The organism is Pseudomonas sp. N040, assembly GCF_015637705.1.
Lineage (GTDB): Bacteria > Pseudomonadota > Gammaproteobacteria > Pseudomonadales > Pseudomonadaceae > Aquipseudomonas.
In genome coordinates this window covers 15471-41261 of sequence record NZ_JADOBE010000010.1, presented here as the reverse complement: position 1 = coordinate 41261, position 25791 = coordinate 15471, and the positions used below count along the sequence as shown (strand labels likewise).

At 63.4% G+C, this 25791-nt stretch carries 21 protein-coding genes; 7 read left to right on the top strand and 14 right to left on the bottom strand.

Going from position 1 to position 25791, the window contains the following annotated elements; all coding sequences use genetic code 11:
• Window positions 1–63 precede the first annotated feature (63 nt).
• Together mfd and ISX93_RS14605 are read left to right on the top strand one after the other, a co-directional pair.
• Window positions 64–3504 carry a transcription-repair coupling factor gene (mfd, locus tag ISX93_RS14610; protein WP_195779480.1) on the top strand — a complete coding sequence of 1147 codons (3441 nt, stop codon included), beginning with the start codon at window positions 64–66 and terminating at the stop codon, window positions 3502–3504.
• A gap of 11 nt (window positions 3505–3515) precedes the next feature.
• On the top strand, window positions 3516–4040 hold the full coding sequence (locus ISX93_RS14605; RefSeq protein WP_195779479.1) for a CsiV family protein: 525 nt from the start codon (window positions 3516–3518) through the stop codon (window positions 4038–4040).
• A gap of 129 nt (window positions 4041–4169) precedes the next feature.
• On the opposite strand, the gene ISX93_RS14600 is transcribed toward ISX93_RS14605, so the two are convergent.
• The 4 genes from ISX93_RS14600 to ISX93_RS14585 are packed head-to-tail and all read right to left on the bottom strand — an operon-like array spanning window position 4170 to window position 7219.
• Complete coding sequence (locus ISX93_RS14600) at window positions 4170–4913, bottom strand: S-methyl-5'-thioinosine phosphorylase (protein WP_195779478.1); 744 nt, start codon at window positions 4911–4913, stop codon at window positions 4170–4172.
• A 10-nt stretch (window positions 4914–4923) separates the two neighbouring features.
• A complete protein-coding gene (gene nagZ, locus ISX93_RS14595; RefSeq protein ID WP_195779643.1) occupies window positions 4924–5922 on the bottom strand; it encodes a beta-N-acetylhexosaminidase in 999 nt (332 codons plus the stop codon).
• Between the two features lie 24 nt (window positions 5923–5946).
• On the bottom strand, window positions 5947–6471 hold the full coding sequence (locus ISX93_RS14590; protein WP_195779477.1) for a L,D-transpeptidase: 525 nt from the start codon (window positions 6469–6471) through the stop codon (window positions 5947–5949).
• Window positions 6472–6511: 40 nt separating this feature from the next.
• Entirely contained in the window at window positions 6512–7219 is a 708-nt protein-coding gene (locus ISX93_RS14585) for a TetR/AcrR family transcriptional regulator (protein WP_195779476.1), read from the bottom strand.
• A 270-nt stretch (window positions 7220–7489) separates the two neighbouring features.
• Between ISX93_RS14585 and lexA the strand changes: the two genes are divergently transcribed.
• Window positions 7490–8098 carry a transcriptional repressor LexA gene (gene lexA, locus ISX93_RS14580; protein WP_195779475.1) on the top strand — a complete coding sequence of 203 codons (609 nt, stop codon included), beginning with the start codon at window positions 7490–7492 and terminating at the stop codon, window positions 8096–8098.
• Window positions 8099–8375: 277 nt separating this feature from the next.
• Window positions 8376–8852 (top strand): SOS-induced cell division inhibitor SulA, encoded by a 477-nt coding sequence (gene sulA, locus ISX93_RS14575; RefSeq protein WP_195779474.1) that lies wholly within the window; start codon window positions 8376–8378, stop codon window positions 8850–8852.
• Window positions 8853–9097: 245 nt separating this feature from the next.
• Here the strand turns inward: sulA and ISX93_RS14570 are convergent, their stop codons facing one another.
• From ISX93_RS14570 to ISX93_RS14540, 7 genes are all read right to left on the bottom strand, one after another.
• Window positions 9098–9331 (bottom strand): hypothetical protein, encoded by a 234-nt coding sequence (locus tag ISX93_RS14570; RefSeq protein ID WP_195779473.1) that lies wholly within the window; start codon window positions 9329–9331, stop codon window positions 9098–9100.
• A 119-nt stretch (window positions 9332–9450) separates the two neighbouring features.
• Complete coding sequence (locus ISX93_RS14565) at window positions 9451–9969, bottom strand: DUF6586 family protein (protein ID WP_195779472.1); 519 nt, start codon at window positions 9967–9969, stop codon at window positions 9451–9453.
• 130 nt (window positions 9970–10099) lie between these two features.
• A complete protein-coding gene (gene topA / locus ISX93_RS14560) occupies window positions 10100–12709 on the bottom strand; it encodes a type I DNA topoisomerase (RefSeq protein WP_195779471.1) in 2610 nt (869 codons plus the stop codon).
• Between the two features lie 111 nt (window positions 12710–12820).
• Complete coding sequence (locus ISX93_RS14555) at window positions 12821–13060, bottom strand: DUF1653 domain-containing protein (protein WP_195779470.1); 240 nt, start codon at window positions 13058–13060, stop codon at window positions 12821–12823.
• A gap of 79 nt (window positions 13061–13139) precedes the next feature.
• Window positions 13140–14315, bottom strand: a complete 1176-nt coding sequence (gene fadA, locus ISX93_RS14550) for an acetyl-CoA C-acyltransferase FadA (RefSeq protein ID WP_195779469.1) — start codon at window positions 14313–14315, stop codon at window positions 13140–13142.
• A 30-nt stretch (window positions 14316–14345) separates the two neighbouring features.
• A complete protein-coding gene (fadB, locus tag ISX93_RS14545; protein ID WP_195779468.1) occupies window positions 14346–16493 on the bottom strand; it encodes a fatty acid oxidation complex subunit alpha FadB in 2148 nt (715 codons plus the stop codon).
• Between the two features lie 321 nt (window positions 16494–16814).
• Window positions 16815–17252: a hypothetical protein gene (locus tag ISX93_RS14540; RefSeq protein WP_195779467.1), complete on the bottom strand. Its 438-nt coding sequence runs from the start codon at window positions 17250–17252 to the stop codon at window positions 16815–16817.
• An 80-nt stretch (window positions 17253–17332) separates the two neighbouring features.
• On the opposite strand from ISX93_RS14540, the gene ISX93_RS14535 reads away from it, so the two are divergent.
• On the top strand, window positions 17333–17773 hold the full coding sequence (locus ISX93_RS14535; protein WP_195779466.1) for a universal stress protein: 441 nt from the start codon (window positions 17333–17335) through the stop codon (window positions 17771–17773).
• Window positions 17774–17797: 24 nt separating this feature from the next.
• Here the strand turns inward: ISX93_RS14535 and ISX93_RS14530 are convergent, their stop codons facing one another.
• Window positions 17798–18481, bottom strand: a complete 684-nt coding sequence (locus ISX93_RS14530; RefSeq protein ID WP_195779465.1) for a DUF6901 family protein — start codon at window positions 18479–18481, stop codon at window positions 17798–17800.
• 13 nt (window positions 18482–18494) lie between these two features.
• Window positions 18495–20402 (bottom strand): ATP-binding cassette domain-containing protein, encoded by a 1908-nt coding sequence (locus tag ISX93_RS14525; RefSeq protein ID WP_195779464.1) that lies wholly within the window; start codon window positions 20400–20402, stop codon window positions 18495–18497.
• Between the two features lie 193 nt (window positions 20403–20595).
• Between ISX93_RS14525 and ISX93_RS14520 the strand changes: the two genes are divergently transcribed.
• Window positions 20596–22542, top strand: coding sequence for a transglycosylase SLT domain-containing protein (locus ISX93_RS14520; protein ID WP_195779463.1), 1947 nt, complete (start codon window positions 20596–20598; stop codon window positions 22540–22542).
• 352 nt (window positions 22543–22894) lie between these two features.
• On the opposite strand, the gene rlmKL is transcribed toward ISX93_RS14520, so the two are convergent.
• On the bottom strand, window positions 22895–25105 hold the full coding sequence (gene rlmKL, locus ISX93_RS14515) for a bifunctional 23S rRNA (guanine(2069)-N(7))-methyltransferase RlmK/23S rRNA (guanine(2445)-N(2))-methyltransferase RlmL (RefSeq protein WP_195779462.1): 2211 nt from the start codon (window positions 25103–25105) through the stop codon (window positions 22895–22897).
• 413 nt (window positions 25106–25518) lie between these two features.
• Here rlmKL and rmf point away from each other — a divergent pair, with 413 nt between their 5' ends.
• Window positions 25519–25731, top strand: a complete 213-nt coding sequence (rmf, locus tag ISX93_RS14510) for a ribosome modulation factor (protein ID WP_195779461.1) — start codon at window positions 25519–25521, stop codon at window positions 25729–25731.
• Window positions 25732–25791: the final 60 nt, after the last annotated feature.

The following is a 25791-nucleotide window of genomic DNA, read 5'->3' as shown; positions in this document are numbered from 1 at the left end:
TTTATGGCTCGGCTCGCTACAATCGCCGCCCTGCCCGTCATTCATCAGCGAGCCTTGCCGCCTGTGTCCGTATTGCGCCTTCCGAAACTTCCCGCAGCCAGCGGCAAACAGCACTGGGGCAACCTGCCCGGGGCGGCGCTGAGTCTGGCGATTGCCGAGGCTGCCAGCAGCGCCAAGCGTTTCACCCTGCTGCTGACAGCTGACAGCCAGAGCGCCGAGCGCCTGCAGGAAGAGCTGGGATTCTTTGCCCCGGACTTGCCGGTACTGCATTTTCCCGACTGGGAAACCCTGCCCTACGATATTTTCTCGCCGCACCAGGACATCATTTCCCAGCGCATCGCCGCGCTCTATCGCCTGCCGGAGCTGCAGCATGGCGTGCTGGTGGTGCCGATCACCACCGCCCTGCACCGCCTGGCGCCGACCCGTTTTCTGCTGGGCAGTGGTCTGGTGCTGGATGTCGGCCAGAAACTCAATGTCGAATCCATGCGCCTGCGTCTGGAAGCAGCCGGCTATCGCTGCGTTGATACCGTTTACGAGCACGGCGAATTCGCCGTGCGTGGCGCGCTGGTCGATCTGTTCCCGATGGGCAGCGAGCAGCCGTTCCGCATTGATCTGTTCGACGATGAAATCGAAACGCTGCGCACCTTTGATCCGGACACCCAGCGTTCGATCGAAAAGGTCGAGTCGATCCGCCTGCTGCCGGCACGCGAGTTCCCGCTGGACAAGAAGTCGGTCACCGACTTCCGCGGGCGCTTCCGTGAGCGCTTCGACGTGGATTTCCGCCGCTGTCCGATCTACCAGGACCTGTCCACCGGCATCACCCCGGCCGGCATCGAGTATTACCTGCCGCTGTTCTTCGAAGAGTCCGCCACGCTGTTCGACTACCTGCCGCAGGACACCCAGGTGTTCTCCCTGCCCGGTATCGAGCAGGCCGCCGAGCAGTTCTGGCATGACGTGCGCAACCGTTATGAAGATCGCCGCGGGGATATTGAACGACCGCTGATGCCGCCAGCCGACTTGTTCCTGCCGGTGGAAGACTGCTTTGGCCGGCTGAAGAACTGGCCGCGGGTGGTGGTCAGCCAGGAAGACATCGAAGCCGGTGTCGGCCGTGAGCGCTTTAACGCGCAAAGCCTGCCCGATCTGGCCATTCAGTCCAAAGCCGGCGAACCGCTGGCCGCGCTGCGCCGCTTCATCGAGAGTTACCCGGGACGCATCCTGTTCTGCGCCGAATCGGCCGGGCGCCGCGAGGTGCTGCTGGAACTGCTGGCGCGGCTCAAGCTCAAGCCGCCGGAAGTTGCCGGGTGGGCGGAGTTTGCGCAGAGCAAGGAACGCCTGGGCATCACCATCGCGCCGCTGGACGATGGCCTGCTGCTCGACAATATCGCCCTGATCGCCGAAAGCCCGCTGTTCGGCCAGCGCGTGATGCAGCGCCGCCGCCGCGAGAAGTCGCGCGATGGCGGCGACAACGTCATCAAGAACCTCACCGAATTGCGCGAAGGCGCGCCGGTGGTGCATATCGACCACGGGGTTGGCCGTTATCTGGGGTTGATCACCCTGGAAATCGACGGGCAGGCCGCCGAGTTCCTCTCGCTGCAATACGCCGAGGAAGCCAAACTTTACGTGCCAGTGGCCAGCCTGCACCTGATCGCCCGCTACACCGGCAGCGACGATGCACTGGCGCCACTGCACCGGCTGGGCTCGGAAACCTGGCAGAAAGCCAAGCGCAAAGCCGCTGAACAGGTGCGCGACGTGGCCGCCGAACTGCTGGACATCTATGCCCGCCGCGCAGCCCGCGAAGGCTATGCGTTTGCCGACCCGACGGTGGATTACGCGACCTTCTGCGCCGGTTTCCCGTTCGAGGAAACCCAGGACCAGCAGACCGCCATCGACGCGGTGCGCGACGACATGCTCTCGCCCCGCCCGATGGACCGCCTGATCTGCGGCGATGTCGGCTTCGGCAAGACCGAAGTGGCCATGCGCGCCGCCTTTATCGCCGTGCACGGCGGCAAGCAGGTCGCCGTGCTGGTGCCGACCACCCTGCTCGCCCAGCAGCACTACAACAGCTTCCGCGACCGTTTCGCCGACTGGCCGGTGAAGGTCGAGGTAATGAGCCGCTTCAAATCGGCCAAGGAAGTCAATGAGGCGGTGCAGCAATTGGCCGAGGGCAAGATCGACATCGTCATCGGCACCCACAAACTGTTGCAGGACGATGTGAAGTTCCACAATCTGGGACTGGCCATCATCGACGAGGAACACCGCTTCGGCGTGCGCCAGAAGGAGCAGATGAAAGCCCTGCGCAGCGAGGTGGACATCCTCACGCTGACCGCCACGCCGATTCCGCGCACGCTGAACATGGCCGTATCGGGCATGCGCGACCTGTCGATCATTGCCACGCCGCCGGCGCGCCGGCTGTCGGTGCGCACCTTCGTCATGGAGCAGAACCAGCCGACCATCAAGGAAGCCCTGCTGCGTGAGCTGCTGCGCGGCGGGCAGGTGTATTACCTGCACAACGACGTGAAAACCATCGAGAAGTGCGCCGCCGACCTGGCCGAACTGGTGCCCGAAGCGCGCATCGGCATCGGCCACGGGCAGATGCGCGAACGCGACCTCGAACAGGTGATGAGCGACTTCTACCATAAGCGCTTCAACGTGCTGATCGCCTCGACCATCATCGAGACCGGTATCGACGTGCCAAGCGCGAACACCATTATCATCGAGCGCGCCGACAAGTTCGGCCTGGCACAGTTGCACCAGCTGCGCGGCCGCGTCGGCCGCAGTCACCATCAGGCCTACGCCTACTTGCTGACCCCGCCGCGCAAGCAGCTGAGCGACGACGCACAGAAGCGCCTGGAAGCCATCAGCAATGCGCAGGATCTGGGTGCCGGCTTCGTCCTGGCTACCCACGACCTGGAAATTCGCGGCGCCGGCGAACTGCTCGGCGACGGCCAGAGCGGGCAGATCCAGGCGGTCGGCTTCACCCTCTACATGGAAATGCTCGAGCGCGCAGTGAAGGCTATTCGCAAGGGCGAGCAACCCAATCTCGAGCAGCCGCTGGGCGGCGGTCCGGAAGTCAACCTGCGCCTGGCCGCGCTGATTCCCGAGGACTACCTGCCTGATGTGCACGCGCGGCTGATCCTCTACAAGCGCATTGCCAACGCCGCCGACGAAGACGGCCTGAAGGAGCTGCAGGTCGAGATGATCGACCGTTTCGGCCTGCTGCCGGAGCCGACCAAGAACCTGGTGCGCATCACCCTGCTCAAGCTGCAGGCGGAAAAGCTCGGCATCAGGAAGATCGATGCCGGTCCGCAGGGCGGGCGCATCGAATTCGCCGCCGACACCTGCGTCGACCCGCTGACCCTGATCAAGCTGATTCAAAGCCAGCCCAAGCGCTACAAGTTCGAGGGCGCCACCCTGTTCAAATTTTCCGTGCCGATGGAGCGCCCGGAAGAACGTTTCAATACACTGGAGGCGCTGCTCGAGCGCCTGACCCCGAAATCTGCCTGAAGGAACAACCCATGCGACTGCTCCGCACCCTGACCCTGCTGCTCGGCCTGTTTTCCCCACTGGCCATGGCCGCTGCCCAGTACCAGGTCGAAGTGATCTTTTTCCGCCAGGCCGGCGAGGTCATCCCGGCCAGCCAGCCAGCCCCCGAGGACTGGGCCGCCGGCAGCCAGCAGCTACCGGCCGGCAGCGAGCGCGGCACCGCGCTGAATGGTGAAGCGGCCAAACTGATTCCGGCCAACGGCTATCAGGTATTGCTGCATCAGGCCTGGGCCCAGGACATTGGCGCCAGCCCGCTGAAAATCAGCCTGAGCAGCGGCAATCAGGTGTTCGGCCATTATCCGATCGAAGGCACTCTGGCCCTGAGCCAGGAGCGCTGGATCGATGTGCAGGCCAATCTGTGGATCAACCAGTTCGATGCCGACGGCGTGGTGAGCGGCAGCGAGCAGCTCAAACAAACCACGCGCCTGCAGCCGGGCAAGCTCACCTACATCGACCATGGCAGCCTGGGCCTGCTGATCCGCGTCAGCCCGCTGTAAGGCTGCAGCCGTCAGGTTGTTGCAGGTCGATTTTGCAGGGTGGGCGTAGGGTGGGCTTCAGCCCACCGAAAGCAGCAACGCAACAAGGTTCGGCAACCACTGGTTGGCCGCGGTGGGCTAAAGCCCACTCTACTGTCCGACTGCCAGCAGGCGTGCCAGCACGGCGCGCGCCTGGCCCATGCCGTCACGCATCGCCTGTTCCATATCGGTCAGGCTGATCGGCCCGGCAGCCTTGCCGGCGGCCGGATTGACCACCAGTGCCAGGCAGGCATAGGGCAGGCCCAGTTCGCGCGCCAGCGCCGCCTCGGGCATGCCGGTCATGCCAACGATGTCGCAGCCGTCACGCTCGAGGCGGATAATCTCCGCTGCCGTTTCCAGCCGCGGGCCCTGGGTACAACCGTACACGCCTCCAGCGCTGTAGCTGCAACCTTCGGCCCGCAAGGCCTGCACCAGCTGGGCGCGCAAATCGGCGGTGTAGGGTGCACTGAAATCGATATGGGTGACCTGCTCCAGCTCGCCCTCGAAGAAGGTCTGCACCCGCCCCCAGCTGTAATCGATCAACTGGTCTGGAACACAGAAGTGTCCGGTGCCCATGGCAGAGTTGATCCCGCCAACGGCATTCACCGCAATCACTGCCTCGGCACCCGCCTGCTGCAGTGCCCACAGATTGGCGCGGTAGTTGACCTGATGCGGCGGAATCCGGTGCGGCCGGCCATGCCGGGCGAGAAACACTACTTCGCGCCCGGCACAGGTACCGCGGACCAGGGCTGCCGAGGGCTGGCCGTAGGGGGTTTCCAGGCGCAGCTCGGTACAGCGGCCGAGCCCGTCAAGCTCCGTCAGCCCGCTGCCACCAATGATCGCCAGTGTGCTCATCTGCTGCTCCTCACGCCACCAGGCCGGCCTGCCGCAGCGCGCCAAGCGCAGCCAGCCAGCGCGGATCCTGACGATACTCGGTGCCCGGGAACGCACGCCGGCGCATGACCTGCAGGCCCTCGGGCGGCTTGACCTGCAACTGCTGCAGGCGACTCAGGGCCAGCTCCGCCGCCGCGCGGTCGTTGCACACCAGGCCCATGTCACAACCAGCCCGCAGGGCGGCCTCGATGCGCTCGGCAGCGTCGCCGGCGACATGCGCCCCGGCCATCGACAGGTCATCGCTGAAGATCACCCCACGGTAGCCCAGCTCGCCGCGGAGGATTTCCTGCAGCCAGCGCCGCGAGAAACCCGCCGGCAACTCATCCACCTGCGGATAGATGACATGCGCCGGCATCACTGCGGCGAGCTGGCCGAGCAGGCGGACAAAAGGCAGCAGATCACTGGCGCGGATCTGCTCCAGGCTGCGCTCGTCGCGCGGAATGGCCACGTGCGAATCCGCCTCGGCCCAGCCATGCCCGGGGAAATGCTTGCCGGTAGCCGCCATCCCCGCGGCATTCAGGCCCTGGATAAAGGCACCGGCCAGCACTGCGGCACGCTGCGGATCGCTTTCAAAGGCGCGGCTGCCGACCACCGCGCTGCGCTGGTGGTCCAGGTCGAGGACCGGGGCAAAGCTGAGATCCAGTCCGGCGGCGAGCACTTCGGTGGCCATCAGCCAGCCACAGTGTTCGGCCAGCTCGACGGCATTGGAATGCCCGGCAATGCTACGCATGGCCGGCAAGCGCACAAAGCCCTGGCGCAGGCGCTGTACCCGCCCGCCTTCCTGGTCTACCGCCAGCAGCAGATCCGGGCGCACCGCGCGAATGGCGGCGGCCAGCTCGCGAACCTGCTGCGGGTGTTCGATATTGCGGGCAAAGATGATCAGCCCCGCCACCTCGGGCTGGCGCAGGATCTGCCGATCCTCGGCCGTCAGCCAGGTACCTTCGACGTCCAGCATCAAAGAGCCATGCAAGCTCGCACTCATACAAAGCAATCCTTAAGTCGGTTCGGCCGTCGCCCACTGCGGGCAGGCGGCTTCGGCAATCTGCACGGAGCAATGCAGCGGTACCCGAGGAAACAGCCGCAGCATGTCGGCATTGCGCAAACGCACGCAGCCGTGAGAGCGCGGCACACCCATGGGTTCACAGTCCGGCGTGCCGTGCAGGTAGATGTAGCGCTGCAAGGTATCGACTTCACCGCCCTGGTTGCGCTGCGGCTCGCAGCCGGACAGCCAGAGGATGCGCGTCAGGATCCAGTCTCGCTCGGGGTATTGTTCATGCAGTTCTTGTGACCAGATCTCGCCGGTCCACTGCCGGGCCTTGAACACGGCGCCCAGCGGCAACTGGTCACCAATCTTCTGCTCGACCCGGTGCAGGCCGCGCGGCGTGCAGAACGACCCCTGCACTTCACCCGCGCCCCTGAGCGCAGTGGAAACCGGCAGGCGAAGCTGCAGCTGCCCGCCGGAAAACCCGTACAGGCACTGATCGGCCAGAGAGATGTGCAGCAGGTCGAGATCGCGCATGGGCCGCTAGCTTAGCGGATCAGCCCATGCGCGCGCACCTTCAAGATTTGCCCGGAACCGGCGCTGACTTGAGCCGTGGGCGCAGCGTTGCGTTGATCAGCACCTCGTCGCTCAGGCCGCTTTCTGCACGCATGCCCGCGGCCAGAAAGGGCACCATCTGGCGCATTACCTGCTCGAGCGAGGTATTCACCCCGTAATCGGTCTCGGCCATTGCCCGCAACGCCTTGATCCCGGACATGCTGAAGGCGGCAGCGCCAAGCATGAAGTGCACCCGCCAGAACAGCTCGAGGGGTGGCAGGCGCGGCGCAGCCTCGATAACCAGCAGCATGTAGCGGCGGAAAACCTTGCCGTACACCTCATCCAGATACTTGCGCAGGTGGCCCTGGCTCTGGCTGAACGCCAGGCCGAGCAGGCGCATGAAGATCGACAGGTCCTCGCCAATCCGTGGCTTGATCACCAGCGCCTGCTCGACCAGCAGCTCGAGCAACTCCTCGAGGGACGCCTTGTGCTCGGGGTGGGCCTGGCGGTTGTCCAGTTCGCGCTCGAGACTCAGGCAGAAAGGACCGAGAAACCGCGAGAACACGGCCTGGATCAGGGCCTTCTTGGAACCGAAGTGGTAATTGACCGCAGCCAGATTCACTTCTGCCCGACTGGTGATCAGCCGCAGTGAAGTCTCGGCAAAGCCCTTTTCGGCAAACAACTGCTCTGCCGCATCCAGAATACGCTCGACTGTTTCCGACTGAGCCATGATCTCTTTACCTAGCAAACAATCGTTTGAAACATACGTTTCATACTGGAGTCTTGTCAAGTTTACCCGAGGCGGTGCACGTGTTTCGAGAGAACCGCGGCGTAGCGGGCTATAGCCCAGTGCTGGGTGCTCCGCAGGCAGCCTGCGTAACGACTGGGCACCGGCAAACACGCTTGCCGGACTTACGACTGGGCACGCTGGAAAAACTCATTGCCACAACGTAATCACTGTATATAATCACAGCACCTGTATAAACAAACAGAGAACGCCATGCTCAAGCTGACCCCGCGCCAAGCTGAAATCCTCGGTTTCATCAAGCGTTGCCTGGAAGATAACGGTTACCCGCCGACCCGCGCGGAAATCGCCCAGGAACTGGGCTTCAAGTCGCCCAATGCCGCCGAGGAGCATCTCAAGGCCCTGGCGCGCAAGGGTGCCATCGAGATGACTCCCGGCGCGTCCCGCGGCATCCGCATCCCCGGTTTTGAAACCAGCAATGAGGAAGAAGGCCTGCCGATCATCGGCCGGGTCGCCGCCGGTGCGCCGATCCTTGCCCAGCAGCACATCGAGGAGTCGTGCAAGATCAACCCGGCGTTCTTTCACCCCAGGGCCGACTACCTGTTGCGGGTCCGCGGCATGAGCATGAAGGACATCGGCATTTTCGATGGCGACCTGCTTGCCGTGCATACCTGCCGCGAGGCGCGCAACGGACAAGTGGTCGTGGCCCGGCTGGATGACGAAGTGACCGTCAAGCGCTTCAAGCGCGAGGGCGACAAGGTCTGGCTACTCGCGGAGAACCCCGAGTTCGCCCCGATCGAGGTCAACCTGCAGGAGCAGGAGTTGGTTATCGAAGGTTTGAGTGTCGGCGTGATTCGCCGCTAGGGTCTGTTGACGTTTGGTCACGGCCGCGACGGCGACCCGCTTGACGCAGGACTAGGCGCGAGGAGAGAGATTTGCTTATTGCCAATGAACGACGAGTAACAACGGCCTGCGTCAAGCGGGTCCCGTCCCTTCGGGTTGCGCGGCAAATCGCGCCAAGCGTTGTTGCGGGACTTGGCAAGGGAATAACCATTGCCTGCGTCCCACGCCTAGCCTGGCGCGATTTGCCGCAGCAACGCGGTTCGCGACCAAACGTCAACAGACCCTAGAGGTATTTCCCATGCAATTCCCGCAAACCACTGCGCGCACGCAACTGCCATTGTTCCATGCTGCCCTGCTGACGAGTCCGCCTGCAGCACCGTGCATGAACGCAGTCGAAACGCCCTGGACCGAATCAGTAGAGTCTTTCAGTGAACTGACCCTCTCCGGCTCCACCGAGAACTGCCTGCTGCTGCTTGCCCCGGTACTGCGCGAACTCAGCCAGCAGGCCGGTGACCGCTGGCTGACCCTGGTTGACGCGCCGGCCCAACTGACCCAGGCATGGCTGCGCAAAAACGGGCTCAAGCGCGAAACGATCCTGCTGTTGCAGTCACGCGGTACACAGACAGCCGTCGAACTGGTCAGCGAGGCACTGCGCCTGGGCCGCAGCCATACGGTGGTGAGCTGGATCAATCAGCTGGGAGCCCACTCACGCCAGAAGCTCACTGCCGCCGCCCTGCAAGGTCAAACCCAGAGCCTGAATATTTGTTTGAGCTGAACCAGACAGGCAACAACCCGAAGACGCTGTACCCGTTATGGGTTGGTGCAGACAAGTGGGCTTTTGCGGGGTGTGGGTCATGCCATAGGTCGTGATCCACCCACCGGTCGCAAGGCAGGCCACAGCGATGCCGTTGGCATCAATGGTGGGTTACCCCGCTACGCGACTGATCCACCCTGCAACAGCACGTTCAACCACTAACGCAGCCATAGCCAACCTGAAGGCGGTAATGCGGCTGCGCGTGATCAATGCAGAACGCGGGAAGCCTCGTCATTGAGCAAATCACCTTCGGCCAGCCGGCCAGCCATCTGCACACCGACATTCAGCATGGCCTTGGCGACTTCGACATGCTGCCCCTGCAGGAAGCCGCGCGCATCAGCCGAGAACTCCAGGGTAACCAGCGACTCCTGGTCATCGCCCCGGCGCAGAACGATGCGGCCATCGGGCAGTTCGACAATTTCGAGAAACGCTGTTGGCATGACTGCTCCCCCTTAACCAAAGCTGCCAAGTGTAACAGCCGATCCGGACGCTCCCTAGGGCCGGCTGACGTTCGGGCATGGCTACAACACCCCTGATGCCCTCGCCGCAGGTTCTGCGGCTACCACTCGGTAAGGGTTTCGCGAAAGCGCATGGCGAGGCCCTTGAGCTGCTGCCGCCAGTCCTCCAGCTGCGCCAGTGACAACGCCGGCTCAACCTCCTGCAGGCTTACCGACTCGATCAGCGCCATCCTCGGATCAAGCTTGGCCACCGTTGGCTCGCGTGGCGGCTGAAACAGCGTCTGATACGCTGCCAGCAGCTGCGCCAGCCAGCTGCCGGGCTGCGCCGCGAGCTCGATCAGTTCGGCTAGCTCCGGGCTTGGCGCTGCCGCCAGCACCTGCGGATCGAGCAGCAATTCGGCCTGCGCCACATCGGCTTGCGGCAGGCGGTAATAACCGGCAATTTCATGGCAGAGGCCCAGCAAGGCGCCATACAGGTGAAATATCGCCGCCTCGCGCTCAGCCTGGATCAAGGCCATCGCATTGGCCTGCCGTGCAGCCTCGGCCTTGCGGCAGGCATCCAGCGCCAGGCCGGCGAAGTACATTTTCTGGTTGGTTCGGGTATAGCGTTCGTTGGCCATGCAACAGCTCTCCACTCACGCGCGGCAGCAGAATCCGCTGCGCGTCTCCAGCACAATCTTGCGCTTATCGGCCTGAATCGTCCCGACCGCTGCGGCGCCGTAGCGGCAGCCCAGCACTGCCGCCCTCCGTTTAGCGCTTGTCTTCGACCTGCCACTTGCTGCCGGTATAGAACGCACGCCAGCCAGTGGGCTTGCCCTCGATTTCCGACTGCACATACTGCTCCTTGGTCTTGCGGCTGTAGCGAATCACTGCCGGCCGGCCATCCGGATCCTTGCGCGGTGCCTCCAGCAGGAACTGGTACTTGGGATCCAGCTCATCCTTGTGCGGCAGCAGCTCAAGTACCAGCGGGGCGCGCGTCTCGCGGTTCTTCGGAAACAGACTGGCGGCCAGGAACAGACCCGAGGCGCCATCGCGCAGCACGTAGACATCATCCACCTTCTCGCAGCGCAACTCGGGCATCTTGATCGGATCGCACTTGGGTGGCGCGGCCTCACCACTTTTCAGCAGCTTGCGGGTGTTCTTGCAGGTGGCATTGGTGCAACCGAAGAACTTGCCAAAGCGGCCGGTCTTCAACTGCATCTCGCTGCCACACTTGTCGCACTCCAGGCGCGGACCCTCATAGCCCTTGATCCGGTACTGGCCCTGCTCCACTTCGTAACCCGGGCAATCCGGGTTGTTGCCACAGATATGCAGCTTGCGGGTTTCATCCAGCAGATAGGCATCCATCGCCGTATCGCAGATCTTGCAGCGGTGCTTGCCCAGCAGCACCCGCGACTCGGACTCGCCCTCGTCGTCGGCGGCAATCTCGTCGCCCGGGACCAGGTTCAGGGTGGACTTGCAGCGCTCCTTGGGTGGCAGCGCATAGCCGGAACAGCCGAGGAACACACCCGTCGAGGCCGTGCGAATCATCATCGGCCGGCCGCACTCGCGACAGGGGATATCGGTCGGCGTCGGATCATTGGCACGCATGCCACTGTCGGCGGCACCGGCCAGGTCGAGCTTCTTCTTGAAGTCGCCGTAAAACTCGTCAAGCACGTTCTTCCAGTCGCGCTGGCCCTGCGCCACATCATCCAGATGCTCTTCCATGCCGGCGGTAAACCCGTAGTCCATCAGGTTGGCAAAGCTTTCACTGAGGCGCTCGGTAACGATATCGCCCATCTTCTCGGCATAGAAACGGCGGTTATGCACCGTCACATAGCCCCGTTCCTGAATGGTCGAAATAATCGCCGCGTAGGTGGAGGGCCGGCCAATCCCGCGTTTTTCCAGCTCCTTGACCAGACTGGCCTCGGAATAGCGGGCCAGTGGCTTGGTGAAATGCTGGCTCGGATCGAGCTTGACCAGCTTGAGTGTCTCGCCTTCCTGCATTTCCGGCAGGACGTCATCCTCGCCCGGCTTGCTCTGCTGCGGCAGCACGCGGGTATAGCCGTCGAACTTGAGGATGCGGCCCTTGGCACGCAGCTCGAAGTTGCCGGCAGCCACCGTCACGCTGGTGGAGAGGTACTCTGCGGGCGGCATCTGGCAGGCCACGAACTGGCGCCAGATCAGCTCGTACAGGCGCTCGGCATCGCGCTCCATGCCCGACAGCTGGGTCGGCCGCGTAGTGACCTCGGACGGCCGGATCGCCTCGTGGGCCTCCTGCGCGCCTTCCTTGCTGGAATAGACGTTCGGCTTGGCCGGCAAGTACTGCTGGCCATATTCGCTGTCGATAAAGCCGCGCACCATCTCGATCGAGTCTGCCGACAGGTTGGTCGAGTCGGTACGCATATAGGTGATGTAGCCGGCCTCGTAGAGGCGCTGCGCCATCATCATGGTCTTCTTCACGCCGAAGCCCAGGCGCGTGCTGGCCGCCTGCTGCAGGGTCGAGGTAATGAAGGGTGCCGAAGGCTTGCTGCTGGTCGGCTTGTCTTCACGCTTGCGCAGCTGGTAGCTGGCTGCCTTGAGTTTTTCCAGCGCGGCCCGCGTGCTCGCCTCATTCAGCGGCTTGAACACCTGGCCATTCTCGCGCGCCACCTCGAAGCGCACATTGGCGCCCTTGGCGGTGCCCAGATCGGCATGCACTTCCCAGTATTCTTCGGGAACGAAGGCGCGGATTTCCTTTTCGCGCTCGACCACCAGCTTCGCCGCGACCGATTGCACGCGCCCGGCGGACAGGCCCCGGGCAACCTTCTGCCAGAGCAGGGGCGAGACCATGTAACCGACGACCCGGTCGAGGAACCGCCGCGCCTGCTGCGCATTGACCCGGTCGATATCCAGTTCGCCCGGCTTGGAGAAGGCCTCCTGGATGGCCTTCTTGGTGATCTCGTTGAACACCACGCGCTTGTAGCGCGTTTCATCGCCACCAATGGCTTCGCGCAGGTGCCAGGCGATGGCTTCCCCCTCGCGGTCCAAGTCGGTTGCGAGATAGATGGTGTCGGCATCCTTGGCCAGCCGGCGCAATTCTTCGATGACCTTTTCCTTGCCGGGCAGGATTTCGTACTTGGCCTTCCAGCCATGCTCGGGATCAATCCCCATGCGCGCAAACAGCTGGCGCTTGGCCTTGTCCTTGGGCGACAGCGCCGGCGCTTCGGCAGCGGCCGCCTTGCCGCGTTTGACCGGCTCCTTGGCCGCACTGGCAGAGCCACTGGTTGGCAAGTCACGGATATGACCAATACTCGACTTCACCACAAACTGGTTGCCCAGGTATTTGTTGATGGTCTTGGCCTTGGCCGGGGATTCCACGATGACCAGCGATTTGCCCATGGAGGGAAAACTTCCTGAATTCAGTAAAAAAGGCGGGAGCCGCAGGATGCGGCACCGCTATATATAGTGGGCAGACGAGCAAGGTCAAGCTCGCATATAGCCTGCCACGCGCTAGTCTGGCCGGCGGAAGGCCTCCGGCTCGGGGCTCAGCAGGGCAAAACGGGCGATTTGCTCACCCTCGACCTCTACCGTTTCGCGAAACATCTCGAGCGGCCGCACCCACAACCCGTACTCGCCATACAGGGCCTGGTAAACCACCAGCCACTCCGCGGTTTCCGAGTGCTGCGCGACGCCGATGACCCGGTATTGCTGCCCCTTGTAATGCCTGTAGATACCCGGCTGCAGTGTCATCAGAAGCTTCCCGTGAGGGTTTATCCGTAGAAAAACAAAAGCCGGGGCACCAGGCCCCGGCTTGTCCATCCCGAAACGCTTAGACGCGCTCGAAGACGGTGGTGATGCCCTGGCCGAGGCCAATACACATGGTGGAGACACCCAGGGTGCCGCCATTCTGCTTCATCACGTTCAACAGGGTGCCGGAAATACGCGCACCGGAGCACCCGAACGGGTGACCCAGGGCGATCGCGCCACCGTGCAGGTTGACCTTCTGCTCCATCTGGTCGAGGAGTTTCAGATCCTTCAGCACCGGCAGGGCCTGGGCGGCAAAGGCTTCGTTGAGTTCAACGAAGTCAATGTCGGCCATGCTCAGGCCGGCACGCTTGAGGGCTTTCTGGGTCGACGGCACCGGGCCGTAACCCATGATCGCCGGATCAACCCCGGCCAGGGCCATGGCGCGGACCACGCCCAATGGCTCGATACCGAGATCCTTGGCGCGCTGGGCCGACATGACGATCATGCAGGAAGCACCGTCGGTGATCTGCGAGGAAGTACCTGCGGTCACAGTGCCGCCTTTCGGGTTGAACGCCGGCTTGAGAGCCGCCAGGCTTTCCAGGGTAGTCTCCGGACGAATGGTTTCGTCGTAGTCGAAGACTTTCAGGAAGCCATTCTCGTCGTAGCCTTGCATCGGGATGATTTCATCCTTGAACTTGCCTTCGACGGTGGCCTTGTGCGCCAGCCGGTGCGAACGCTCACCGAAGGCGTCCTGCGCCTCACGGCTGATGCCGTGCATCTTGCCGAGCATTTCCGCGGTCAGACCCATCATGCCGGACGCCTTGGCAGCGTACAGCGACAGGTGCGGGTTTGGATCGACGCCGTGCATCATGCTGACGTGGCCCATGTGCTCCACACCGCCGATGACGAACACGTCGCCATTGCCGGTCTGGATCGCCTGCACGGCAGTGTGCAGGGCGCTCATCGACGAGCCGCACAGGCGGCTGACGGTCTGGGCCGCGCTGGTGTGCGGGATCTGCGTCATCAGCGACGCCATGCGCGCAACGTTCCAGCCTTGTTCCAGGGTCTGGTTTACGCAGCCCCAGATGACGTCCTCGACTTCCGCCGGATCGATCTTCGGGTTGCGTGCCAGCAGGCTGCTGATCAGGTGCGCCGACATGTTCTCGGCACGGGTGTTGCGGTGCATGCCGCCTTTGGAACGCCCCATCGGGGTACGGCCGAAGTCGACAATGACTGCATCTCTAGGATTCAGGCTCATATTTCTAGTCTCGCTCTGTTCGTTCCGCGATTAACCGAAAAACTTCTGGCCGTTCTTGGCCATTTCACGAAGCTTGGCGGTCGGGTGGTACAGCGCGCCCTGGTCGGCATATTTGTCAGCCAGCGCGACGAATTCCGCGACACCGATGGAGTCGATGTAACGCAACGCACCACCACGGAAGGGCGGGAAGCCAATGCCGTAGATCAGGCCCATATCGGCCTCGGCGGCGGTTTCGACAATGCCGTCTTCCAGGCAACGAACGGTTTCCAGGCACAGGGGAATCATCGTGTAGTTGATGATGTCCTCGTCGCTCAGCTCGCGCTGCTCGTACACGATCGGCGCCAGCAGTTCGGCAACCCCGGCATCAGCCACTTTCTTCGGCTTGCCGCGCTTGTCCATCTCGTAGGCGTAGAAGCCCTTGCCGCTCTTCTGGCCGAAACGCCCGGCTTCGTACATGACGTCAACAGCAGTCTTGCGCTCATCCTTCATGCGATCCGGGAAGCCTTCGGCCATCACTTCGCGCGCGTGGTGCGCGGTATCCATGCCGACCACGTCCATCAGGTAGGCCGGACCCATGGGCCAGCCGAACTTCTCCATCACCTTGTCGATGCGCGCGAAGTCGACGCCAGCACCGACCAAACGGGCAAAGCCGCCGAAGTACGGGAACAGGATACGGTTGACCAGGAAGCCCGGGCAGTCGTTGACCACGATCGGCGTCTTGCCCATCTTGGTGGCGTAGGCCACGGTGGTGGCAATCGCCTTGTCGCTGGATTTCTCGCCACGGATGACTTCAACCAGCGGCATCATGTGCACCGGATTGAAGAAGTGCATGCCGACGAAGTTTTCCGGACGCTTGAGCGCCTTGGCCAGCAGGCTGATGGAAATGGTCGAGGTGTTGGAGGCCAGAATGGCGTCATCCTTCACCTGCGCTTCCACTTCGGCCAGCACGATCTGCTTGACCTTGGGGTTCTCGACCACGGCTTCGACGACGATGTCGACGTTGCCGAAATCGCCATAGGACATGGTCGGACGGATGGCTGTCAGCGCCGCGGCCATCTTGGCCGGGTTCATGCGGCCCTTGGCAACCTGGTTGCCGAGCAGCTTGGAAGCCTCGGCCAGGCCCATCTGGATGCCTTCCTCGCGGATATCCTTCATCAGGATCGGCGTGCCCTTGGAGGCTGACTGGTAGGCGATGCCGCCACCCATGATGCCGGCGCCCAGCACGGAAGCCAGCTTCACGTCGCCAGCAATGTCGGCGTAACCCTTGGCTTTCTTCTTCAGTTCCTGGTCATTCAGGAACAGGCCGATCAGGCTCTGTGCCACCGAGGTTTTCGCCAGCTTGACGAAACCGGCGGCTTCACATTCAAGACCCTTGTCGCGGCCCTGGCCAGCGGCTTTCTGGATGATCTTGATGGCTTCGACCGGCGCCGGATAGTTCGGGCCAGCCTGGCCGGCGACGAAACCCTTGGCAGTTTCGAAGCACATCATTTGTTCGATCTGGTTCAGCTTGAGCTTTTCCAGCTTCGGCTGACGCTTGGCCTTGAAATCCAGCTCGCCGGAGATGGCACGCTGGACCAGATCCAGCGCTGCATCACGCAGCTTGTCAGCTTTTACGACGGCATCGACGGCAGCCAGCTTGAGGGCGTCTTCGGCACGGTTTTCCTTGCCCGAAGCGATCCACTCGATGGCATTGTCGCAACCGATGACGCGCGGCAGGCGGTAGGTGCCGCCAAAACCGGGGCAGATGCCCAGCTTGACTTCCGGGAGACCGACCTTGGCGCTTTCGCTCATGACGCGATAATCACCCGCCAGGCACATCTCGAAACCACCGCCCAGGGCGATGCCGTTGATCGCGACCACGGTTGGCACGGCCAGGTCTTCGAAGTCACTGAAAATGCGGTTGGCTTCCAGGTTCCCGGCGACCAATGCTTCGTCGGGCAGCTTGAAGCTCTCGGTGAACTCGGTGATATCGGCACCGACGATGAACACGTCCTTGCCACTGGTCACGATCACGCCCTTGACCGAAGCATCAGCCTTGATGGCATCGACTGCCTGGCGGAGCTCATTCAGAGTGAGACGGTTGAATTTATTGACGGATTCACCCTTGAGATCGAACTTCAGTTCGACGACACCGCCCTCAAGAGCATTAACCGTGATGGCTTTACCTTCGTAAATCATCAACTGAACTCCACGGTTATGGATGCTGAACAATACACATCGAACACCAAGCGCAGGGCTTGCGGACGGTTTGGCCGCCGAGCAAAGCCCCAAATTGTCTGGCACACCCGCCGACGCGATAATCGGGCGCTTTCCAGTTGCCACATGGCTTTCCTGAAAATTCATACGCCCGTTTGATTTGGGTTTGCGCACCTTCGTGGAAAAGGCCTGAATTGTCAATCAGGGCAGTGTGATTTTTCTTTGGCCAAGCCGCGCAAACCGCTCTGGAACGGGCTTTACGCCCTGTCTCATCACTCGCCCGGATAGCGACTTATCAGCCAATCAGAGCCACTGCCGGAGAAAAGCATGGATGCGTTGCAGGTCTTCCGGCCCGCCTTTCTCGCCCCAGTACACGGCCACCAGCTGCACGCCGGCTTCCGCCTTGAAGACATCGGCGGGCAGGCGGCTGAGCTGCTCCAGCAGGCCGGCATCACTGCAGGGCTCGCGCCACTTGTCCAGCCACTGGCCCGGTGCTGCCTGCCAGAAACACCACTGCCGGCTGCTGGCACCACTTCTGACCAGGTAATACTGGGCACAGGACGCCGGCAGCGAGCGCTCCAGCCAGTGCGGCCAGTCCTGCCGCGACAATTGCATCGACAACCCCATGCGGCGCGCCTGCAGGCGTACCTCCATGGAGCCCAGCTGGCGCCGCGAGGGTACCAGCCAGGCCAGCGGACTGAGCATCACGGCGATCAGGAAAAGTACAAACCATGCGTTCATCAACTATTCCACTGCCGGTTTACTACCGCGAATGGTAAATCTGGCCATAATCAACAGATTCCCTATGAAGGAGCAACCCAATGTCTTACCAGCACATCCTGATCGCCATCGACCTCACTGAAGAATGCACTCCGGTGATTGAGCGCGCGGTGGAAATTGCCCGCAGCACCGACGCACGGATTTCAATTGTGCATGTCATTGAGCCGATGGCCATGGCCTTTGGCGGGGATGTGCCGATGGATCTGACGCTGATCCAGCAACAGCAATTCGAACAGGCCCGCGCCGCGCTGGAAAAACTCGCCGCACGCTACCCCGGCATCAGCGAACAGCAGCGGCATCTGCTCAGCGGCCAGCCGCGCCATGAAATCCACCACCTGGCCGTCGAGCAGAGCTGCGACCTGATCGTGGTCGGCAGCCATGGCCGGCATGGCCTGGCGCTGCTGCTGGGCTCCACCGCCAATGACCTGCTGCATGGCGCACCGTGCGACGTGCTTTCGGTACGCCTGAAAACCTCCAGCTGAGTTCATCCGCAGCACCGGCGCGGGTCACAGGCCCTCGCCGGCACTCATCACCAGGGGGCGAATCTTCTGCAGCTGGACTTCCAGCGAGTAGCTCATGCTGGAGGCCATCGAGAAAAAGCTGAGGAAGGCCTTGAGGTTGGAGTCGCCCTCGCAGGTGTCGTGAATCCGCTGCCAGAATGCCTGATTGACCAGCTGCAACTGCTGGAACGTCGCAATCAGCCCCTTGAGGTCCCAGTCGGCCGTATGCCCTTCACGCAGGTTGAAATACTGCCGCGTGAGATACAGCGAGATGCTGCGCAAGGCGAATTCCTGAGGGCTGGCGAAAGGCAGGTGCTGCTCGGCCATCGGCCGCAGACGCCCGAGCACCGGGCAGCCACTGGTGGCCATGATCACCCCCAGCAGCGAGCGCAAGCCTTCCTCGAGGCTGACCTGCTTGCTGTAATCGCGCGCCGGCGTGTGCACCTTGACCAGCGCCTTCTTGATCGCCGGCAGGCCCTGGAAGTCCTCGATCACCCGGTACAGGTCGATGGCCGCCGGACAATGGCTGAACTGTTCCTTCTGCAACGGGCAGTTGCTGCATTGCTGGCAGTCAAGGCGCGTCCACTTGGGCGCATCGGGCAGTGCCGCGGCGTCATAGCTGCGTTCGAGCTCGATGCGATAATTCAGCTGATGGGTTGCGTCCAGGGTGAAGCTGTATTCGATGGCCATCCTTTTCTCCGTTTCAGGCTTCCAGTTCTGCCCAGCGCTCCAGCACCTTGTCCAGCTGCAGCTGCAGGTCCTGCATGCGCGCCAGTACCGCTTGGGTTTCCGCCGCCGGGCGCTGGTAGAACGCCGGCGCGGCGATGTCCTGCTGCAGGGCGGCCAGCTGCGTCTCCAGCTGGTCGATCTGCGCCGGGATCGCCTCAAGCTCGCGCTGTAGCTTGTAGCTCAGTTTTTTCTTCGGTGCTTCGAGATTCACCGCAGCGCCTGCCGGAGCGGCTTGCGCGGGAGCGGCCGGCGGCTTGCTCTCGCGCGCCTCGACCACGCCGAGCAGGCGCGGCGAGCCGCCCTGGCGCAACCAGTCCTGATAGCCGCCGACATACTCGCGCACCACGCCATCGCCTTCGAAGACCAGGGTGCTGGTCACCACATTGTCGAGGAAGGCCCGGTCGTGGCTGACCATCAGCACCGTGCCCTGGAACCCCAGCAACACCTCTTCCAGCAATTCGAGGGTTTCTACGTCGAGGTCGTTGGTCGGCTCATCCAGCACCAGCAGGTTGGCCGGCTTGCTGAACAGCTTGGCCAGCAGCAGGCGCGCGCGCTCGCCGCCGGACAACGCCTTGACCGGCGTGCGTGCCCGCTGCGGGCTGAACAGGAAATCGCCCAGGTAGCTCAGCACGTGCCGGCTCTGGCCGTCGATGGTGATGAAGTCGCGGCCCTCGGCGACGTTGTCGACCACGGTCTTTTCCGGCTCCAGCTGGTGCCGCAGCTGATCGAAATAGGCCACCTCCAGCTTGGTGCCGACCTCGATCTTGCCACTGGTCGGTTGCAGGTCGCCAAGCAGCAGCTTGAGCAGGCTGGTCTTGCCGGTGCCGTTGGCGCCGAGCAGGCCAATGCGGTCCTGGCGCTGCAGGACGAAGGAAAAATCGCGCACCAGCGGCGCTTCGCCGGGATAGGCGAAGCTGACGTGGTCGACCACCATCACCTGCTTGCCCGACTTGTCCGCGGTTTCCAGCTGGATATTCGCCTTGCCCTGGCGCTCGCGGCGTTCGCTGCGCTCCTTGCGCAGCTCCTTCAGGGCCCGTACCCGGCCTTCGTTGCGCGTGCGCCGGGCCTTGATGCCCTGGCGAATCCACACTTCCTCCTGGGCCAGGCGCTTGTCGAACAGGGCATTGGCGGTTTCTTCGGCGGCCAGCTGATGGTCCTTGTGCACCAGGAAGCTGGCGTAGTCGCCATTCCAGTCGATCAGCCCGCCGCGATCCAGTTCGAGAATGCGCGTGGCCAGACTCTGCAGGAAGGCCCGGTCGTGGGTGATGAACAGCACGGCGCCGTTGAAATTGAGCAGCGCATCTTCCAGCCAGGCGATGGCACCGATATCCAGGTGGTTGGTCGGCTCGTCGAGCAACAGCAGGTCCGGCTCGGACACCAGCGCCTGCGCCAGCAGCACGCGGCGCCGCCAGCCACCGGACAGCTCGGCCAGGGTCTTGTCGGCCGGCAGCTGCAGGCGGCTCAGGGTGCTGTCCACCAGTTGCTGCAGGCGCCAGCCATCTTTCGCCTCCAGCTCCTGCTGCACATGCATCAGCTGGTTGAGGTCTTCGTCGGTATGGATGTTCTGGCTCAGGTGATGGTAGCGGGCGAGCAGCTCGCCGACCCCGGCCAGGCCCTCGGCCACCACATCGAACACCGTCCGTTCGTCGGCCGGCGGCAGTTCCTGCGGCAATTCGCCGATCTTCAGCCCGGGCGCGCGCCAGATTTCGCCGTCATCGGCCGCCTGTTCACCCTTGACCAGCCGCAGCAGGCTGGACTTGCCGGTGCCGTTGCGACCGATGATGCAGACCCGCTCGCCACGGGCGATCTGCCAGGACACCCGGTCCAGCAGCGGCATGGCGCCGAAGGCCAGCGATACATCGGTGAATTTGAGCAGGGTCATGGGCGTCTCCGAAAACAGGGCGCGCATTCTAACCGAGTTGCCCGCCGCCAAGGCCGGCATTTTTGCAAGTTGCACCAGCGGTTCATCCGGCGCTTTCAACCCTGGCGGGCAACCGGCTAAGCTAGCCGCCTGCTCAACTGCCGCCGGCCATTTCTGGCCAGGCAGCTGCCTTTACCCCGTTTCCGGAAGTGTCATGCACGTTCGTCTGCCCGCTTTTAATTTATATGCCTGTTGGCTGCTCTGCCTGCTGCTCTGCCCCGTCCTTGTCAGCGAAGTACAGGCAGCCAGCCTGGCCCAGCAACGGCAGATGTACGACGAAGCCAAACGCGCCCTGGCCAAGGGCAACAATGGTCCCTACCGGCTGTACGCCAACGCCCTGCGCAGCTACCCGCTGGAACCCTACCTGGCCTACGACGAGCTGACCGCCCGCCTGAAGCAGGCGAGCAACGCGGAAATCGAGAAGTTCCTCGCCGAGCATGGCGACCTGCCGCAGGTCGGCTGGATGAAACTGCGCTGGCTGCGCTGGCTGGCCGAGCGTGGCGAATGGACGACCTTTGCCAACCATTACGACCCGGCGCTGAATTTCACCGAACTGGACTGCCTCTACGGCCAGTACCTGTTCCGCAGCAACCTGCCGGCAGAAGCCAGCGCCCAGGCGCAAAAGCTCTGGCTGGTCGGCAAGTCCCAGCCGGAAGCCTGCGATGCCCTGTTCAGCCAGTGGCAACAGCGCGGCGGCCTGAGCGACGCCCTGCGTTGGCAACGCGCCAAGCTGGCCGCCGAAGCCGGCCAGTACGGCCTGGCCAGCTCCCTGGTGCGCAATGCGCCGGCCCTCGCCAGCCCCGGCAAACTGCTGGTCGAGGTCGCGCAGAAACCGCAGATGCTGCGCCAGAGCGGCACCTTCGTCCCCGCCGACCGGCAGATGGCCGACATCGTCGGCCTCGGCCTGCGCCGCCTGGCCCGGCAAAACCCCGAACAGGCGATCGACCTGCTGGAGGTGTATGGCGCCCGCCTGCCCTTCTCCGCCGAGGAAAAGGTCGCCATCGCCCGCGCCATCGGCCTGACCCTGGCCAAGCGCTTCGACGCCCGCGCGCTGAAGGTCATGGTGCAATACGACCCCGAACTGCGCGACAACACGGTCAGCGAATGGCGCGCGCGCCTGCTGCTGCGCCTGGGCCGCTGGAACGATGCCTATGCCCTGACCCGCCAGTTGCCGGCAGACCTCGCGCAAACGCCGCGCTGGCGCTACTGGCAGGCGCGCAGCCTGCAACTGGCACAGCCGCAGAACCCGCTGTCGGCCGGGATCTACCAGCCGCTGGCCGGCGAGCGCGACTTCTACGGCTTCCTGGCAGCGGATCAGGTCAAGCAGCCCTACCAGTTGAACAACCAGCCAATGCTGATTCCACCCAAGGTCATACAGAAGGTCCGCAACACCGCCGGCATCCGCCGCGCCCTGGAGTTCCATGCCCGCGGCCAGATCGTCGATGGCCGCCGCGAGTGGTACCACGTCAGCCGCCTGTTCAGCCGCGAGGAACTGGTGGCCCAGGCGCGCCTGGCCTACGAGCAGCAATGGTATTTCCCGGCGATCCGCAGCATCAGCCAGGCGCAGTACTGGGACGACCTGGATATCCGCTTCCCGATGGCCTACCAGGCCACCCTGACCCGCGAGGCGCGCAACCGCAACCTGCATTCCAGCTGGGTGTTCGCCATTACCCGCCAGGAAAGCGCGTTCATGGCCGATGCCAAGTCGGGGGTCGGCGCCATGGGCCTGATGCAGCTGATGCCGGCCACCGCCAAGGAAACTGCCAAGCGCTTCGGCATCCCGCTGTCCTCGCCGCAACAGGTGCTCAACCCCAACGTCAATATCCAGCTCGGCGCGGCCTACCTGAGCCAGGTCTACGGCCAGTTCAACGGCAACCGCGTGCTGGCCTCGGCCGCCTACAACGCCGGCGCGGGGAACGTGCGCAAGTGGCTGAAAAATGCCGACCACCTGCCGGCCGATGTGTGGGTGGAAACCATCCCCTTTGACGAAACTCGCCAGTATGTGCAGAACGTGCTGGCCTACTCGGTGATCTACGGCAAGAAGCTGGATGCGCCGGTGCCGGTGCTGGAGTGGCACGAGCGGTTCTTTGACGACCAGTGAGTCGGTGGGTCAGGCTGGCCTGGTCTGGTGTGCAGGGTGAATTGGCAAGCAGATGCTTTTGTTTCGGCTGCGCCAGGCAATGCCGGGCGCTTGCGCAGGCCGGGTGCAACCCGCCCTACCGGACTGCACAGCGCCTGCACTACTCGCTGCGCTCGCCCAGCCTGCGGCTGCTACTCCGCTGCGCTGCGTTTGCTTGGGTAAAGAAAGCCAGGCAAAGAAACACACCCCGGCATCCGGGTTTCGCGCCGGCACGCAACCCCTAGCCGGGTGTCGGGGAATAGGCGGCGGCAATGCTCGGTGCCGACGCCACGCAGAACAAAATCCGCCGCGGATTACCCATTCGCTACAACCCTCAGCCCTGGAAACGCCACGCGCGATGGATCTTCGGATTGCGCGCAAAATCCGGATCCAGCGTCGCAGCACTGATGTCCTCCACGCGGTAGCGGCTCAGCAACCCCGGATCCAGCTCGAACTTGCGGAAGTTGTTGGAGAAATACAGCACCCCGCCTGGCGCCAGCCGCGCCATGGCCAGGTCGATCAACAACACCTGGTCGCGTTGCACATCGAACACCCCCTCGACGCGCTTGGAGTTGGAGAAGGTCGGCGGGTCGATGAAGATCAGGTCGTACTCGCCGCGATCCGCCGCCAGCCAGGCCATCACGTCGGCATGCTCGAGCTTCTGCTTGTCGGAGAAGCCGTTCAGCGACAGGTTGCGCCGCGCCCAGTCCAGGTAGGTTTTCGACAGGTCGACGCTGGTGGTGCTGCGCGCGCCACCCTTGGCGGCATGCACGGTAGCGGTCGCGGTGTAGCAGAACAGGTTGAGGAAGCGCTTGCCGGCGGCTTCTTTCTGAATGCGCAGGCGCAGCGGCCGGTGGTCGAGAAACAGCCCGGTATCCAGATAGTCGGTCAGGTTGACCAGCAGCTTCACCCCGCCCTCGCTGACCTCCAGGAAGTTGCCCTGGGTGCCCTGGCGCTGATACTGCTTGGGGCCGGACTGGCGCTCACGACGCTTGATCACCACCTTGTCCGAGGAAATACCGAGGGCCACCGGAATCGCCGCCAGCGCATCGAGCAGACGGCCCTGCGCCTTGTCCGGGTCAATGCTGCGCGGCGGCGCGTATTCCTGCACGTGCACCCAGTCGCCGTACAGGTCGACGGCCACCGCGTATTCCGGCATGTCGGCGTCGTACAGGCGGTAGCACTGCACGCCTTCCTTGCGCGCCCACTTGCCCAGTTGCTTGAGGTTCTTCTGCAGGCGATTGGCAAACATCTGCCCGCCTTCGGACAACCGCGCCTGCTGCGGCGCGGCTGGAACCTGCGTTTCGGGCTTTTCCGCCGGCTGCGTTTCGCCGGCGACCGCGCGCTCGGCCGGGCGCCGCTCGCCGGTGACGAACTGTTCCAGCTGCACCTTGAACAGCAACAGCTTGCATGGCAGCGCGCCGTTCCAGAAGGCGTATTGCTTGTGGCTGCGCAGGCCCATGCGCTTGCCCAGTTCGGGCGCGCCGGTAAACACCGCGGCCTCCCAGCCCAGGCAGGCCTGGCGCAGGCGCTCGCCCAGGTGCTGATAGAGGTACAGCAGGCTGGCTTCATCGCCCAAACGCTCGCCATAGGGCGGGTTGCACACCACCAGGCCGGTCTGGTTGTGGTCGGGACGCGGCTCGAAGGTTGCCAGTTCGCCCTGGTAGACCTTGATCCAGTGGCTCAGTCCGGCGCGCTCGATGTTGTTGCGCGCCGGCTGGATCAGCCGCGGATCGGCCTCGTAGCCGCGAATCCACGATGGCGCCCTGGCCAGGCCAACCGCCGCGCGCTCGACGGCTTCGGCGTGCAGCTTGCTCCACAGCGCCGGCACATGGCCGAGCCAGTGGGTGAAGCCCCACAGCTCGCGCTTGAGATTCGGCGCGATGTCGGCGGCAATCATGCCGGCCTCGACCAGGAAGGTGCCCACCCCGCACATCGGGTCGGCCAGCGCCGCGCCTTCGGCGGCCAGCTTCGGCCAGCCGGCGCGAATCAGGATCGCCGCGGCGAGGTTTTCCTTCAGCGGCGCAGCGCCCTGCTGCAAGCGGTAACCACGCTGGTGCAGGCTGTGCCCGGAGAGATCGATCGACAACACCGCCTCGCCACGATCCAGGCGCAGGTGGATGCGCAGGTCCGGGTTGAGCTTCTCCACGCTGGGCCGCTCGCCACTGGCCGTGCGCAGCTTGTCGACCACCGCATCCTTGACCTTCAGCGCACCGAAGTGGGTGTTGTCGATGCCCGAGCCCATGCCGCTGAATTCCACCGCCAAGGTACTGCTCGGCAGCATGTGCTCGAACCAGTCCACTTCCAGCACGCCCTCGTAGAGGCTTTGCGCATCGCTGACCGGAAAACGCCTGAGCACCAGCAGCACGCGGTTGGCCAGGCGCGACCAGAGGCACAGGCGATAGGCCGTGGCCATGTCGGCAAAGCCGCGAATCGCCGCGGTCTGCTCGCGGGCGTCTTCCAGCCCGAGGCTGGTCGCCTCTTCGAGCAACAGGCCTTCCAGGCTTTTCGGGCAGGTCAGGATAAGTTCGCAACGGTCCGACATGAATGCTTCCAGTGCCTTAGGCAGTCAGTCCCGGCGACCAGGGCCGCAGGGCGAAAAATAAGCGACCAAGGAATCCCATGACCCTTCGTCGGAATCAACCCTCCGACGAACCGCCGCCGGAGAGTTGTGTCAGCCATGCCCGGTGCAGCGTAAAGCCCCAAATGGCCGGGACTTGTGCATGACCGGGCGAGCAAGGCTACCCTCACCAGAGCAACTCCGGCCTTAGACGGGCACCTTTTATTACAAATCAATCATTCCATTGCCCGCGGGCTTTGGTTAGAACTCAGCTTAACCCGTCGGCGCAATACCGATGGCTGGAGATTCGCAACGCCGGCAGCGAACTCCACTGGCAGCCTGCCAGACCCTGCTACAGGGTAAATGGGGTACATAGTCAATAATGAGGGCAACACCCTATGAAGAGACTTAAGCGTGATCCGTTAGAAAGAGCTTTTTTGCGTGGTTATCAGTACGGCGTTCATGGTAAATCCCGCGATCTGTGTCCTTTATCCAATCCCTCTGCCCGGCAAGCCTGGATCAACGGCTGGCGTGAAGGCCGTGGCGACCAGTGGGACGGTTTCACCGGCACTGCCGGCATCCATCGTCTGAACGAACTTCACGCTGTCTGACCAGGACATTCCCGACTTCAAAGCGCGCCCCAATCGGGCGGCGGGCGCAAGCCCAGAGGG